Below are 14,677 nucleotides of genomic sequence, written 5' to 3' on the forward strand. Positions count from 1 at the left end.
CAAAGGATCGCATCGGGGGCAGGCTCATTTTGTGCGCTGTTCTCGTCAATCAGAATATGGATTCACCTGCAGGGCACTCGTTCCCCTCGATTACCAACATCAACGAGCAGATGGCGTCAAAGCTCACTCGGGGCGAACGTGTCGCTGACAAGATCTCGGCCGTTATTGGGAGTTGGCCGTTCATCATCATCCAGAGTTGCATTCTGCTCGCTTGGATTAGTTTCAATGTCTTTTTGATGATCAACCCTTCGGCGATAAAGGCTTTTGACCCCTATCCGTTCATCCTGCTCAATCTTGCTCTGAGTTTTCAGGCCGCTTACACAGGTCCGATTGTTCTAATGAGCGAAAATCGGCAGGCAAAGCGAGATCGAATGGTCGCCGAGAACGACTACACCACCAACGTTAAGGCGGAGAAGGAGATTCGGCAGATCATGGAACACCTGCGTCGGCAGGACGCGATGATGCAAGAAGTCCTAGCCAAGCTGGAAGCTCAAAAACCTAGTTGAGCTCGCGAGCGAAAAGGTCTTCAAACGATTCGCGTCTCTGGATGATTTTGGGTTCGTCACTTGAAGTGATGAGCACTGTTGGCGGCCTCAAGAACCTGTTGTAATTGCTCGACATCATCGTGTTATACGCGCCTGTGCAGAGCACTTGGATGTAGTCGCCAGGCTCGGTATCGGCGGGCAATTGAACGTCTGCAAAAAGCGTGTCGGTCTCGCAATGCTTGCCGCTCACAGTAAAAGTGGACATCTGGTCAGAACTTCGCGAGGCGTTCAGGACGGTGTACTTGGCTCCGTACAACACGACCCGGGGGTTGTCGCTCAGACCGCCATCGACCGAAAGATAGGTCTTTTCGCCGTTGACGGTCGGCACGGTTTTCTTTGCTAAGACTTGATAGAGAGTCACGCCTTGCTCGCCGATCAGGGACCGACCCGGTTCTTGCGTGATGACCGGTTTGATTGGCGTTGGTGCTAGCAGATCGAGAACTGGTCTACAGACGGATTCGCAATATTCGTCGATGGAAATTGGCGACTCGCCACGAACATACTCCACGCCAAGTCCACCTCCAAAATTCAGTTCCTTGGTTAGGAATTGAGTTTGGTTGTAGATGTCTATCGCGAATTGCGCAAGCTGCATCGCGCCCACGCGTTGAGCTTCGGGATCGAGCAATTGTGATCCGACATGGCAGTGAAAGCCGTGAACATTGAGTTTCGCGTCGAGCGCCATCTTCACCGCTTTAAGTGCGGAACCGTCGCCGATATTGAAACCGAACTTAGTGTCTGCCTGTCCGGTCGAGATCGCTTCGTGAGTTTTGGGATCGACTCCAGGTGCCAGCCTGAACATCAGTTCCGAAGGCGTTTGATGTTTGATGTGCCAGTTGAGCTCTTGGAAATTGTCGACCATGATCTGTCCGATTCCGGATTTGATCGCGAACTGAAGCTCTGTGCGGCCCTTCGCATTTCCATGAAAATGACAATCGCTGGCGGGGATGCCTGCGTGGAGAGCAGCGCGAAGTTCGCCCTCGCTTGCGACGTCGATCAGGCACCCTTCCTCGTGCGCGATCTTCAAGATTTGGATGAGGGAATTGGCTTTGCTAGCGAAAGTCAGCGTCACCGACGGGGCGGCTGCACGAAACGCTGCGAGATAGTGCCGAATTCTATTCCGAAAGCACTGCTCATCAATCACGTAGAGCGGAGTGCCAAATCTCTCCGCTAGTTCAGCAGCTTGTGAATGGTCAAGGATGAGTTTTTCGGAGGGAGCCAAGTTTTCCATGAAGCAAAACAAAAACGCGGCTGGACCGGAAGAGTCCAAACCGCGCTAAGTTTACTTCGAACCCAGCGTTAACCGAGCGGAGCAACTGGTTGGCCAGCGCGCGAAGTTGCCTCCGCTGCTACCATCCGTGTTCGGCAGAATTCTGCCAGTTTATGTATTGCTTTTTCTGAAGTTGGATCGAGCTTGTTTGGACTTGTAATACACAAGCCAAGCAAAGCAAACGCTTCTTCTTCCGTAAGTTCCAACCCCTTTCTCATAGTATCAATGGACATTTGATCCTCCAATGTCATTCAATTAGACGAGCCAAAGCTCGAGCTGTTCAGACAATACGGAATTATTGGCAAAAACATCTCCCATTTAGACCCAAAGTCCCAGGTTCGGGTTGAAATGGGACCGAAGTTAGCCGGAACGAAGGCCTAGGTACAATGCCGTTTGTGCCAAAGGGCGAATATCTGCAGTACGGCGGGCAAGCAATCATCGAAGGAGTGATGATGCGGTCGCCAAAGTTTTTTAGCATTGCGTGCCGTGCACCAAATGGCACGATCGTCCGCACCACGGAAGCGATCGAAAAGACTTGGATCGGAAGGCAAAAATGGCTTCAAAAGCCGTTTTTGCGAGGAACTTTTGCGCTTCTGGATTCGATGGCGCTGGGGATCAAGGCGATGCGCTTCGCCGCGCAGGTTCAAACTGACCCCGAACACGGCACAGCTGAATCGAACAAGGAAGCAGAAAAGCTGCCAACAAAGGCAGTGCAAGATTTGGTGATTGCTGGCACGATGATCGTGTCCTTAGGGATCGGCATTCTGGTTTTCAACGTGATGCCAAACGCTCTTGCAGAGATGTTGCGAGCGGCCAAGGTCACCAACGGCACTCTGATCAACTACGTCAGCGAACTGATCAAGGTCATCATTTTCTTCGCTTACATTTACGGCATTAGCTTCATGCCAGAGATCAAGGAAGTGTTCCGATACCACGGTGCCGAACACAAAGCAATCAATGCGATGGAGCGCGACCAGGAATTGTCGATCGACAATTGCATCCAGATCACGCGAATTCATCCGAGGTGTGGGACCTCATTCGCGGTCATCGTGCTTCTGGTCGGATTCCTTTTGATGCCATTAGTGCCGCGCTATCCGATCACTGGGCACCAAGGAAACTTCTTTATTGATGTTCCGGTTCGCATCGTGATCGAGCTTTGTTTGTTGCCGTTGATTGCGGGCGTGAGCTATGAACTACTGCGACTCGCTGGAAAGATGCGCGATGAAAAGTGGGTGAACATTGCCTTTAAGCCTGGCATGTGGACCCAATTGATCACGACAAAGGAGCCAGCAGAAGAGCATGTGGAAGTCGCGATCGCTGCGCTCAACGGCGTGTTGGATGCCGAACAACGAGAATCCGGTGCCGTAACAGGCCTAGAAATTTTGCCTAAATCGAGCTACACAAAGAAAGGTGACTGAACAAATCAGCATGAAATGCGTTTAGCTGATTAGAATGTCTGCCTTTGTTGGAGCACAACGCTTGACCAATCGCGAAAACCTGGAGCCGTATGCCGAACAGGCGCTCATCGAGCAATGCCGTCGGAACAATCTCGAGGCGTTTGGCCGATTGGTGGATGCGTACCAAGCCCGAATCCACGGATTTGTCCGTCGGACGGTATCCAGTGCTGACGAAGCAGAGGATTTGACACAAGAAGTTTTCATCCGTGCGTTTCAGAACCTTTCCAAGTTTGATGGGCGGTCTAGCCTGAGAACCTGGCTGTTTCGGATTGCACACAATCTATGCATCGACGCCGCTAGGAAGCGGGGAAGAAGCATCGCCGAAGTTCGAGACACCGACGAATCTGGCGAACTGATTGACGCTCAGGACAATCGCTACAGCCCCGAGTCGCTGGCGATGAACCGAGAATTGATGGATGTCGTGGAAGACGCGATTGCTGGGTTGAGCGAAAAGCTCCGGTCGGTACTTCTGCTCCACGATAAGGAAGAATTAGAGTATGAGGAGATCGCGAATGTCTTGGATATTCCGATCGGAACCGTAAAGAGTCGGCTGTTTTTGGCCCGCGCTGCAGTGCAAAAGGCACTGGAGGAGTATCGAAAGTGATCGAATTGAATGAACTTGAAAGGAAGCTGTTGAACGACGAAGCGCTGACCGCCGATGAAATGGCCGCGCTCGATGCGGCATTGGGCTCTACTTCGGTTTCTTCGGTCGTGCGGGAAATCGAAAATGAAGTGCCAAGTTTGCAATGGCGCAGTCAGCTCAATGAAAAGCTGAACAGTTTGGCAAAGCCTGTAAAGCGACGCCGAACCCCTTGGCTGGTTTTTGCAGTGCCTGCAACAGCCGCAATGGTGGCGGGTTTGATGCTGGTGACGCAACCGAAATCAGTATCGGGGACATCCAATTTTGCAAGTAAGCCAGCGAACGAGGAGTTGTTGCTGGCGGCGCATGAGAGTATGATTTTTGCATCGGACACGGGGACGGGCGATGGCGCGGAGCCAACCCAGAAGCCCGTGAATGACGGGGTGATCTATTGGACCGAAGACGAACTGCGATCCTTCTGACGTCGCTTTCGACGATCGTGCTTGTTGCCTGTGCTGGAGCACAGCGCGGGCCTTCGCATCAAGGGCCTCCTAATGGTCGCGGGCAGATGGCCGAATTGCCGCCACTCCTTGCTCGCGCGATGCGCGAACAACAGAGATTGCGCTTCACCGGAACTCGCCGAGTTCTTGTTCGCATCGGCCCCGAGTCGAGCCTCTCAACCGAGCGCGTCTGGAAGGATAGCAATCAAATGCGGATCGAGTTCGGCAACACCGGTGCTCAGCGCGGGCAAGTCGTGTTGTTCCGCGACGGTAAGAGATTTCATTACTTCCCTGAAACCAACGAGATTCAAGTTCGACCGGCAAGACTGGAAGACCCGATGTTGCGATTGACCGACTTGGTGCGCAATCGCCGAGGGGAAAAGGGACCCGCCGTGAAAGAAGCAGATGGTGGAGAAATCGCCCGAATTCCTACTCGGCTGCTGATTTTCAGCGATCCGCGCGGCAACGTTGTCGGGCGACTTTGGGTTTCGCCGCAGAATGCGATGGTGCTCAAAAGAGAACTGCTCGACCCAGCTGGCCGAGTCATCGGCAGCATGGAGTACACCGAAGTCAACCTGAATCCGAACTTCAAACCTGGAGATTTTGAAATCAATCGCAAGGGCGCGAAGATCGTGACCATGGACGAAGTGCTCGATAAGCTGGCATCGAAGAACGGTTTACGAGCTGTCAGGCTACGAACTGGCGATTACCAACTTGAAAACGTACGGATGATCGATCTGAACGGAGATGGCAAAGCTCTGGCTCAATCTTACGTGAGCCGAACGGGTAGCCGATTGACGCTTTTTGTGCTTCGAGATAAAGTGAATGCTCAGCGATTGGAGCAACTCAGTTCGCGCGAGATCAACACCGCTGTGCGCGTTTCAAATGGCCTGCGATTTATCCTCGTGGGGCCACTGCCGCAGAATCAATTGGCTGATTTGTTAAGTCGCGTGAACTAAAGGTCCTAGTAATAGGAACGGCTTTGCCCTTTGGTGGAGTTATACTAGTTGACACGTGGCTACTCGAACGTCTCCAGCTCCGCGGAAGGTGATCACCCGCCGTAAGTCCAGCCCCTGGCGGAAGACAAAGATTGTGCTGTCGGTGGTATTTATGCCGCTGGCCATCGCAGTGATGTTGGTGGGGCTCGCGTTCTCGTTTGAGCTCAACAAAGCTGCCGAAAAGATCCCGAAGCTCGCGACCATCATGGAGTCGCTCAAATCCGGACCAACTCGGATCATGAGCGCGGACGGCAAAGTACTGTACGAGAGCCTTGCTGAATACCGAATCCCGATTGAGATCGATGACGTGCCACAAACGGTCATCAAGGCAACGCTCGCAGCTGAAGATAAGCGGTTTTACACCCATGACGGCGTGGATTATTGGGCAGTCGCACGGCAATTGGTTACAAACGTCCGCGAGAAGAGAATGGCGGGCGGCGCAAGTACGCTGACCATGCAGCTTGCAAAACGGATTTATACGAATTCGGAGCAAACCATCAATCGAAAAATTCAAGACGCTGCTCTTGCGATTGAGATTGAACGATCGTTGACCAAGAAGCAGATTCTAGAACTGTATCTGAACCAAGTTTTTTATGGATCGGGTGCGTACGGAATTGCCGCCGCCGCCAAAACCTATTTCGACAAAGACCTCGACGAACTGACCATCGCCGAGGCGGCGCTTTTGGCCCGTTGCGTACGTCGCCCGAGCGATGAAAATCCATTCTATGATCTGAAGGCGGCGGTAGCCAACCGAAACGATGTTCTTCAAATCATGAAGGATGAGGGCATGATCACCGGGGCAGAATACGCTCAGGCAAAGTCAGAAGAAGTCCACCTCAAGAAAGCGGAAGAGCGAACGCGTTCTACCATCAAAGCGGCGCCATATTTTGTGAGCTACGTTCTGGATCAGGTTCGGAAGGACATTGGCCCGGAAGTCACTGACGGTGGCTACACGATCGAAACTACGATCAATTTGAGTCTGCAAGAGTACGCAGAAGATCGCGCGAAGAACCTTGTCGCGAACTACCGTGGCTCCGGCGTTCGAACCGCAGCAATGATGATCATGAATCGTCAAGGCGAAATCTTGGCGATGGTTGGCGGTGCAGATTATCAGCGAAACCAGTTCAATGTGATCACACAGGGCCTGCGTCAACCGGGGTCCTCGTTCAAGCCTTTGGTCTATTCCGCTTGCTTCGAGCAAGGACTGCTTTCGCCGTATGATCCGATTCGAGCAGACACATTCCGCGAGAATGTCGGCGGCGAAAATTGGGAAGTGGAAGGGCGTGGTGGAGTCACCACCGTCCACAGCGCAATCGCGTTTTCGATGAACGCACCAGCCGTCCGCGCCATGATGATGCTCCGGCCCAGCGTGTTTGTGCGCGGCTATGCCAGGCCCGTTTTTGGATTGTCGACGGTGACTCAGGCGTTCCCATCCATGGTTTTGGGCGGCGTTGAAGTACACCCTATTGAACTTGCAGAAGCATATACGGTGTTCCAGCATCGCGGCGACCGCGTCAAGCCGTTCGGCATCAGCCGAGTTTTGACTTCAGACGGCAAACTCGTTCGAAAGTACGAAGCCGTGATCACTCGCAACGTCATGAGCACGGGTTCGACCGAGGACATCGACCGATGTTTGAGAGAAGTTGTGACTTCAGGGACGGGAAGTTCTGCGAGTGGCGTGCGCCGAGCGCGTGGCAAGACTGGCACCACCAACGAGAACAAGGATGCATGGTTCGTCGGTTACACCGATAACTATCTCGCAGTCGCTTGGGTCGCCAATGAGCAATACGACGAAGAGCGAAAGCGGTGGACCTATACGCCGATGTCCAGCTGGGTCATGGGTGGCAAAGTTCCGATTCGCCTTTGGCGCGAGGTGATGCTCCGTGCCCAATCGAAGTTTGGCGAGCCGACAGTCAAGGACACACTCGATGATGGAGACTTCAGCGCGAAGATCGATATTAACGACGAAGATGGACCAGGATTAAAGGAACGACGCCCAACTCGACCGACTGACGAAACTCCAGAGGAAGACACACCAGCGGCTCCAGAAGAAAATCCAGTGCCGAGTGTCGATCGAGATCCGAATGAGCAACCAGCTACCGAGCCGCCGAAGCGGAACGATCCTCCTCCGCGCAATGATCCGCCGCCTTCAAACGGTCCTGATCCGAGCCTGCCAGACGGCCCAGAAGGGCTCCCAGAAGGCCCTGGCTAAGACATGATTCATCAAGAACGCGGTAATTCGATCGACCTACGCCAGCTGATTTTCCCGGCGGTGGTTGTTGTCGCGTTCAGCTTCTTCCTGTTCCGGCTTTGGATGCTCCAAGTGGTTCAGGCCGAAGAACTCCAAACCAAAGTGGAGCGACTGAAATCTACAATGGTCGAAGTCGAAGCACCTAGGGGGTTGATCGTGGATCGCCAAGGCCGCACATTGGCCGGGGTCCGTTCGGAATACATCGTTACGGCGATTCCACAGGTGATGAAGAAGCATCCCGAAATGCTGGAAAAGCTAGCCTTTTTGACCGGGGCGACCGTCGACGAGATCAACAAAAACCTTTCCGAGGGGTATTGGCGCCCGTCGATTCCGGTTCCGGCGGTGAACAACATCACGGTCGCGCAGGCAACAAAACTCATCGAAGCAAAAGACTTGATGGGAGTGGACGTTTTGCCCCAACCTAGCCGCTTCTATAGCGAACCAAAGATGTTTAGCCACATCCTCGGATATGTTCGCACTCCGGACAAGAAGGACGTTGAGCGATTCCAAAAGATGGAAAAGGAAGTCCCAGATTTAGTTGGCAAGATGGGGCTCGAGTATTCGCACGATCGGGATCTATCGGGTGACAAGGGACGGCTAGAAGTCGTGATGGATGGCAAGAACAAGCCCGCCCGGGTCGCCGAAGAAACGCCGGCCATGCCTGGAGACAAGTTGGTCCTTGGACTCGACTACGATGTCCAGAAGGCCGCTTACGAAGCCCTCGGAGATCGAAACGGCGCTGTGGTCGCGATCGAACCCAAGACCGGCGTCATTCTTTGCTTTGTGTCGGCACCAACATACGACATCACGAAATGGCTGCGAGGACTCTCCAAACCCGAATATCAGGCTCTAATTGATGATGAGCGAAAGCCGTTGCTGAACCGCGCAGTGGCAACTCCATACATGCCGGGCTCCACGTTCAAGATCGTGACGACGATTGCGGCACTCATCGCGGGGAAGTTTGATCCGAATCGGACGGTCTATTGCGCGCACGGTTTGAAAATCGGTAAGCGAATGCTACGATGCACCGGTTTTCATTCCAGTGTTTCTTTTCACCGTGCATTCCAATCTTCTTGCAACGCTTACTTCGCAGATTTGGGCTTGCGAGCTGGGCCAGACGCGCTCCGAAAAGCTGCCGAGATGTGCGGCCTAGGGACAAAGAGCGGCATTGATCTGCGTGGCGAACGGAGCGGAAACGTGCCGACCGACGAATGGATGAAGCGAGCCTACGACCGAGGCTGGTATCCAGGCGACACCGCGAACTTTGCGATTGGGCAGGGCGGGATCACGGCTACGCCGCTTGAGCTGGCAAACATGGTTTCGCTGGTGGCGAATCGGGGCAAAATGTATCAGCCGACCTTCATTCGCACGGTCATCCATGCCAACGGGCAACAGGAATCGGTGAAGCCGATCGAGATTCACCACAGCGATGCGCCCGACAGTTTCTGGGACATTTTGCAAAGCGCGATGGCTTCGGTTATGTCCGCAGGAACAGGAAAGCGGGGCCGAATCAACGGCTTAGAATGGGCGGGCAAAACCGGTTCCGCCGAAAACCGTCGTGGTAGCAAAACCGACTCAGCTTTTGTCGGATATGCACCGCTCAATGATCCCAAGATCGCGATCGCCGTTGTCGTGGAGAATGCCGGACATGGCGGAGAAGTTGCCGTTCCAATCGCCGCCAAGGTCATCGAAACCTATCTGTTCCCGCCAAAGCCGAATCAAATTCCTTTGGGCGGAGCGAATTCCGAAGCAAAGCCTTCGACTTCGGCGGCCTTAGAAGGCTCGCCAAGTGCACGGTAGCTAGCGGCCAACAGCTCAATAGTCTTGAGCCCTTTTTGCATCGTCTCGGCGCAATCGTCCAACGTCTCGCCAGCAAATCCATCAGGACCAGGGCCAAGTTGCTCGATTCGCGGCTTGGTGATCTGGGAGTATTGCCGCAATGTCGCTAGCGTGTTAGTGAGAATCGAGACTCTCTGATCCGCGCTCACAGCCGGCATTTGACAATATTCGAGCTCAGCGAGCGCGATTTCTGTGGGCACGAGTTCCGGTACCGCCCGAACTGTGAAGTAGGGGGATTCTCGTACGGCCCACATCTGCTTGAGATAGCCCAGCGCGGCGATCGACTCATCGCTTTCACGCGATGGCGACTGCAGTTCTGGATGAGCTGTGGCGAAATATGACACGCCGTAGCCGAGCGCGAGAAGATTGTTGGGGTCTCGAATTGCGGCTTGGCTCAGGGCGTACTTCACCCCTTCGTCGTTCTGCTTCAGGGCAGCGAGCCTCGCCATCGCGCGCCAGTTTCGTGGACTCGGGCTGAGTTCCGAAGCCTTTGCTAGGTCCGATTCCATCGTATTGCGATCCACTTGCGCACGAAGGGCATACGCTTCGCCATCGGTGGGATTGATCGAAATCGCTCTGTTCGCGCATTCGATGGCGCGTTCGGTTTGCTGAAGCGCGATGGCAGTTGTTGCGTCTGATTTGGCCATTTCAGAAACTATCGCCCGCTGGTTAAGGATGAGCAGGATGGCACTGTAGATCGCGACGAACGTCGTCCGCGTCGATTGGGGGATGAATTCTGGAGTTCCACCATCAACTGCTAGTTGCAACCCGATTCCGAGTAACGCAAAGAACACGATCCCGATCCCGAAATGCTGCCATTGGGAATCAAAGAGGTTTCCGACACCGCAAGCAACTACCGCGGAAAGAACTCCGGCCAGAAGAATCGCACGATTGTCATTGAGTGATCTTGCGCCAGAAAGAACCTTTTTGAACCAGAAACCGCCAAAAATCAGGAACGCAAGCAAGCCCGCCACGCCCGCCTCAAAACCGATCTGTAAGTAGCCTTGGTGCGCAAAATGAGTCGGTGCGGTCAACCCACTGCGAGTCCCTTCGTAGCGAAAAGTGCCGAGGCCGTATCCGATTGGGTTCTCTTTGATGAGTTCGAACGTGCCCTTCCACAATAGCTTGCGAAACTGCTCGCTGTGCGAAGTCGTGGCGTCTCCGGTTCGGCTGAGCGCGGCTTTCGCAGGGCTTGCGGCTCCGCCTGCGGGCTTTGTACTCGCTTGTAGTCCGACAAACATCACCGCCAAAATTCCGATTGGAACGAGGAGTCCTGTGAGCTTCTTCGACTGCTTGAAACTCGCGAGGAGGATTGCCAGCGTAACAAGCCCGACTATCACAGACAGCCAGGTTCCTCGGGACTGCGTCAAAAGGAGGGCCAGCCCGATCAAAACCACGCCGGAATAGGCTAGGAGTGCTTGCAATCGATCAGAGCAGATCAGCGCGATCACCAGAAGGCTGAAGAATCCCAGCGCGAGCATTCCCCCAAGAGCGTTGGACTGCACCCAGAATGAGAAGATGCGCCATGTTGGGTCGATCGCTCGCATTTGCCCATATTCCAAAATGCCGTAGATCGCGACTAATGTGCACGAGGCTCCGATCACGCTGAGTGCAATCTTTGGACCCAAGTTTCGGCCCAACAGCGCGACGCTGGCAAGCATTGCGACTCCATAACTGAGCCATTCGAGGCAAGTCGCAAGGCTCAAGGACTTAAAGGACGAGAACGCAACAGAGAGTATAAGAATCGCAAAGAAAAATCCAAACGAGCACAAGAAGCTAAAGGGCAAAACTTGTACAACTTTGCGAACAAAGAAGACATAACAAAGTGAAACGATGAAGATCATGCCAACGATGGCATGTGCCGTAATTGGAAGGTTTGGAGTAATCAACTCGGTCAACCAGGGGCCAGAAAGTGGCCTTGGACCGATGTTTAATTGACCCCCAATGATAGGTGCCAAGAACAAAGCGAAAAAGTATAAGAACTGCGGTACTTTTTCAGACTTCATCATCGCGACCTCCGTATTCTGTCGACCTGATTCTTTACTAAGAATAGCGAAGCGCGTAAGAAGAGCGCACCACCCGCTGCCCAATAGACAAATGGTCGAATTGGCCACCAATATTGGCTAAGTTGATGTTTCTTGAAGAAAAGGTGCATCGAGCGGTGGAATCGCCAAATCATACGATTCGGCGATTTACTTGTACTTGCGCCGATCTTATGTGTAATCACCGCGCCAGGAAAGTACATTACATCAAAACCGGCCTGATGAGCGCGGTAGCACACGTCAACGTCTTCGCAAAACATGAAGAAGTCTGGATCGAGTCCTCGAACGAATGAGAGACAATCCTCGCTTATCAGAAGTGCGGCGCCACTGACCCAATCGACGGGTCGGGGACTCGAATGGTCCCAATCGGACATGAGGTATTCCTGCGTAAACTTGTTCTTTGGAAAGAGCTTTCCAAGCGGCGTATTCCTAAAGAGCGCCGCAATTGGGTTAGGGAACTTTCGGCAAGAAAATTGCAAAGAACCATCGGTATTGAGTAGCTTTGGGCCAATAATCCCGTACTTAGGGTTAGAGTTCAAGAAATCGAGCAAAGCTTGAATACTCCCTTCATGGGCGATCGTATCTGAGTTCAAAAGAAGAGCGTGCCGCCCCTTACGAACGCCGAGGCCAAAGTTGTTTCCACCTGTGAAACCAAGATTCCGGTATTGAGGATAAAGTGCGACCCACGGAAACTCATTGGCGACCATATCTTGACTACCATCTTCGCTGTTGTTGTCGACGACGATAACTTCAATCGACTTGCCCTCGACTTCTGGTAGCAACGATTGTAAACAGGCGCGTAAGTCCGTCAGAGTGTTCCAGCTGCAAATGAGAATACTAAGCTCTAAATCCTTCATATTTCCCCTTTGCCCTAACCCACGCGCCGATAAGAATCAATTGACAAACTAACGCGCGAAATATTGAACTTCCAATCCGGTGCTTTGCAAGATAGCGCACAAGTGATTGATGCGATTCCCAAATCATCGATTTGCGCACTTGCTTCGTGCTCATTCCGCCAAGGTGCCTTACTTTCGTCTCAGCGGTGTACCAGCAATTTTGCCCGGCGAGTTTGAGCCGATAGAGCAGATCAACTTCATTAAAGAAGATAGGAAATTGCTCGTCGAACGCTTTCGGCATTTCAGAAACCTGCTCCAAAGCAGACCGCTTGAAAAGCAAGTAAGTTCCCATCGGTTGTGGCGCAATCTGGCTTCGAGCATAGTCAAAGTTCCTTAGCCGGTAGCTGCCGAGTGCAGAATTTGGCCACCATTTCGATGCGCCGATAACGTCTCCTAGGATGCCAGCCAAGGTCGGGAATCCGCGAACACTTGCCTGCGCTTGGCCATCTGGCCCAACGAGTTTGCAGGCCACTACGCCAACTTCGGGCCTGGAAAACTCAGCCAGCGTGGCATCGAGGGTGTTTGGGAGAACTTCTGTGTCTGGGTTCAATGTGAGAAGAAAGTCCCCCTTTGCTGAAGCAATAGCCAAGTTATTTCCAGCGGCATAGCCGAGGTTCGAATTCGAGCGAATCAAAATCACTTCGGGAAATTCTGCGGCAACCATGTCCGCCGATCCGTCCGTACTATGGTTGTCGACGACAATGACCTCGGTTTCGCCCTGAGAAGGGTGGGCGCGCAGGCTGGCCAGGCATGCCCTAAGGCAGTCCTTTGTGTTCCAGTTTACGATCAAAATCGAGAGCATTTGAAGTCGAAATCACAGGGTACCCGCCCTCGTCAACTTGACTTGGAAAGGGGCCGCCGGGTATCTTAGTTCCCAGTCAGGGATCGTCGTGGTTTCTCACGGCACTAGGATTCCAGGCACCAAAGGAGGTTAGTCGAAATTTGAAGACCATCGCCTTATGGGCCTGCTTGCTACTAGTAAGCGTGTCCTTCGCGAACCGAACGCACGTCGTTCAAAAGGGAGACAACGATCATACGATCGCCCGAAAATATGGGATCTCGGTTGCAGAATTGCATAAGAGTAATCCAAACGTAAATTGGAATCGAATCCAAATCGGCCAAAAGTTGACAGTTCCAAAGTCGGGATCAACTGCCAGCCGAGAAACAGGTTCGAAGTCCAGCCGTTCTGCAGTCGCTTCCAAACCAACAGCGGTTCACACCGTTGTCGCAGGAGAATCGGATTGGAGCATTGCACGAAAGTACGGCATGACCGTTGAGGCACTAAAAGCACTCAACCCATCAGTCAGTTTTTCGCCGCTGAAAGCAGGAGCGAAGGTCAAGGTGCATGCTGCGGCCGCAACTCCAACTCGAACGGCATCCAAACCGGTTGAAGTCGTGAAGTCGGCGCCGACCAAGGCAACTACATCCAAGTATCCAGAAGTAACCACGGTTAATGCCGAGATTGCTAAGGCGTCGGTGATTGTTCGCACAGAAGCAAGCACCAACTCCGGCAAGGTTGTTGTTGTGGATAAGGGCACTGTCGCTCGTGTCGTCGATCGAAAGAACGAATGGTACAAGCTCGTGTTCTCGGGTGGTAAGTCCGGTTGGGTCCGGGCAGACATGCTCAAGAACACAGACAAGCAGGTTACTGCACTCGCCAAGCCTGCGCCAGCCGCCACCAAGCCTGCAACAAAGCCAGCTGTCGCAAGCAAGAGCACGCCGACCGCAAGCGGAAACGCTTTGATCAATACGGCATACACCTGCCTTGGTATTCGCTATGTTTATGGCGGAACCAGCCGAAGCGGATTTGATTGCTCAGGATTTGTGGGTTGGGTTTATCGCCAGCACGGCATCAACCTTCCACGAACGGCTGCTCAAATGTGGGGAGTGGGACGTTCGATTTCTAGGTCAGAACTTCGGTCAGGAGACCTGTTGTTCTTCCGCACTCGCGGTTCGCGAATCAGCCACGTCGGCATGTACATCGGCAACAATCGGTTCATCCATGCTAGCTCGGGCGGAGGCAGAATCCGAGTCAACGATCTGTCGGGATATTACGCTCAACGCTATGCTGGCGCACGTCGCATCAGCGATAAGTTCAGCAGCACCGTCGATCAAACGAACTGGGACAAGATTGCTTCGCAAACTCCAGTTGAAGAACCTCCATTTGATGTGGATCCAGAACCGGAACCCGTTCCAACTCAGGTCGGAACGGACATCACTCAAGACTGATTCGTCAGCTCAAAAACTCCAAAGCTCTTGATCGGGAATTCCGGCCAAGAGCTTTTTTGTGCGAATTGATGCC

General features: G+C 53.2%; 12 protein-coding genes. 8 read left to right on the top strand and 4 right to left on the bottom strand.

The features are described from left to right. The first annotated feature begins 56 nt into the window (after positions 1-56). Positions 57-506, top strand: coding sequence for a DUF1003 domain-containing protein (locus J0L72_03115; protein ID MBN8689765.1), 450 nt, complete (start codon positions 57-59; stop codon positions 504-506). On the opposite strand, the gene lysA is transcribed toward J0L72_03115, so the two are convergent. After that, on the bottom strand, positions 499-1,773 hold the full coding sequence (gene lysA / locus J0L72_03120; protein MBN8689766.1) for a diaminopimelate decarboxylase: 1,275 nt from the start codon (positions 1,771-1,773) through the stop codon (positions 499-501). The genes J0L72_03115 and lysA overlap by 8 nt on opposite strands. Before the next feature lie 434 nt (positions 1,774-2,207). Between lysA and J0L72_03125 the strand changes: the two genes are divergently transcribed. The 6 genes from J0L72_03125 to mrdA are packed head-to-tail and all read left to right on the top strand — an operon-like array spanning position 2,208 to position 9,398. After that, on the top strand, positions 2,208-3,230 hold the full coding sequence (locus J0L72_03125) for a DUF1385 domain-containing protein (GenBank protein MBN8689767.1): 1,023 nt from the start codon (positions 2,208-2,210) through the stop codon (positions 3,228-3,230). 34 nt (positions 3,231-3,264) lie between these two features. After that, positions 3,265-3,873, top strand: coding sequence for a sigma-70 family RNA polymerase sigma factor (locus J0L72_03130; protein MBN8689768.1), 609 nt, complete (start codon positions 3,265-3,267; stop codon positions 3,871-3,873). 5 nt (positions 3,874-3,878) lie between these two features. Beyond that, positions 3,879-4,331 (top strand): hypothetical protein, encoded by a 453-nt coding sequence (locus J0L72_03135; protein MBN8689769.1) that lies wholly within the window; start codon positions 3,879-3,881, stop codon positions 4,329-4,331. After that, entirely contained in the window at positions 4,301-5,308 is a 1,008-nt protein-coding gene (locus tag J0L72_03140) for a hypothetical protein (GenBank protein ID MBN8689770.1), read from the top strand. The genes J0L72_03135 and J0L72_03140 overlap by 31 nt, the downstream gene beginning before the upstream one ends. A 55-nt stretch (positions 5,309-5,363) precedes the next feature. After that, positions 5,364-7,559, top strand: a complete 2,196-nt coding sequence (locus J0L72_03145; protein ID MBN8689771.1) for a transglycosylase domain-containing protein — start codon at positions 5,364-5,366, stop codon at positions 7,557-7,559. A gap of 3 nt (positions 7,560-7,562) precedes the next feature. Beyond that, the gene (gene mrdA / locus J0L72_03150; GenBank protein ID MBN8689772.1) at positions 7,563-9,398 is read left to right on the top strand and encodes a penicillin-binding protein 2; all 1,836 of its coding nucleotides are present in this window, start codon (positions 7,563-7,565) and stop codon (positions 9,396-9,398) included. Here the strand turns inward: mrdA and J0L72_03155 are convergent. The 3 genes from J0L72_03155 to J0L72_03165 all read right to left on the bottom strand — a co-directional run bounded on the left by J0L72_03155 (position 9,317) and on the right by J0L72_03165 (position 13,177). Next, entirely contained in the window at positions 9,317-11,335 is a 2,019-nt protein-coding gene (locus J0L72_03155; GenBank protein ID MBN8689773.1) for an O-antigen ligase family protein, read from the bottom strand. The two genes, mrdA and J0L72_03155, sit on opposite strands and share 82 nt — an antisense overlap. 107 nt (positions 11,336-11,442) lie before the next feature. Next, complete coding sequence (locus J0L72_03160; GenBank protein MBN8689774.1) at positions 11,443-12,336, bottom strand: glycosyltransferase family 2 protein; 894 nt, start codon at positions 12,334-12,336, stop codon at positions 11,443-11,445. Beyond that, entirely contained in the window at positions 12,317-13,177 is an 861-nt protein-coding gene (locus tag J0L72_03165; protein ID MBN8689775.1) for a glycosyltransferase family 2 protein, read from the bottom strand. The genes J0L72_03160 and J0L72_03165 overlap by 20 nt, the downstream gene beginning before the upstream one ends. Before the next feature lie 167 nt (positions 13,178-13,344). Here J0L72_03165 and J0L72_03170 point away from each other — a divergent pair, with 167 nt between their 5' ends. Then, on the top strand, positions 13,345-14,604 hold the full coding sequence (locus J0L72_03170; protein MBN8689776.1) for a C40 family peptidase: 1,260 nt from the start codon (positions 13,345-13,347) through the stop codon (positions 14,602-14,604). The last annotated feature ends 73 nt before the right edge of the window (positions 14,605-14,677 follow it).

It is taken from the genome of Armatimonadota bacterium (assembly GCA_017303935.1).
In the GTDB taxonomy this organism is placed as follows: domain Bacteria; phylum Armatimonadota; class Fimbriimonadia; order Fimbriimonadales; family Fimbriimonadaceae; genus JAFLBD01.

Coding starts and splice junctions, on each gene's coding strand:
- mrdA (MBN8689772.1), top strand. CDS start 7,563: ATGATTCATCAAGAACGCGGTAATTCGATCGACCTACGCCAGCTGATT.
- J0L72_03165 (MBN8689775.1), bottom strand. CDS start 13,177: ATGCTCTCGATTTTGATCGTAAACTGGAACACAAAGGACTGCCTTAGG.
- J0L72_03130 (MBN8689768.1), top strand. CDS start 3,265: ATGTCTGCCTTTGTTGGAGCACAACGCTTGACCAATCGCGAAAACCTG.
- J0L72_03115 (MBN8689765.1), top strand. CDS start 57: ATGGATTCACCTGCAGGGCACTCGTTCCCCTCGATTACCAACATCAAC.
- lysA (MBN8689766.1), bottom strand. CDS start 1,773: ATGGAAAACTTGGCTCCCTCCGAAAAACTCATCCTTGACCATTCACAA.
- J0L72_03160 (MBN8689774.1), bottom strand. CDS start 12,336: ATGAAGGATTTAGAGCTTAGTATTCTCATTTGCAGCTGGAACACTCTG.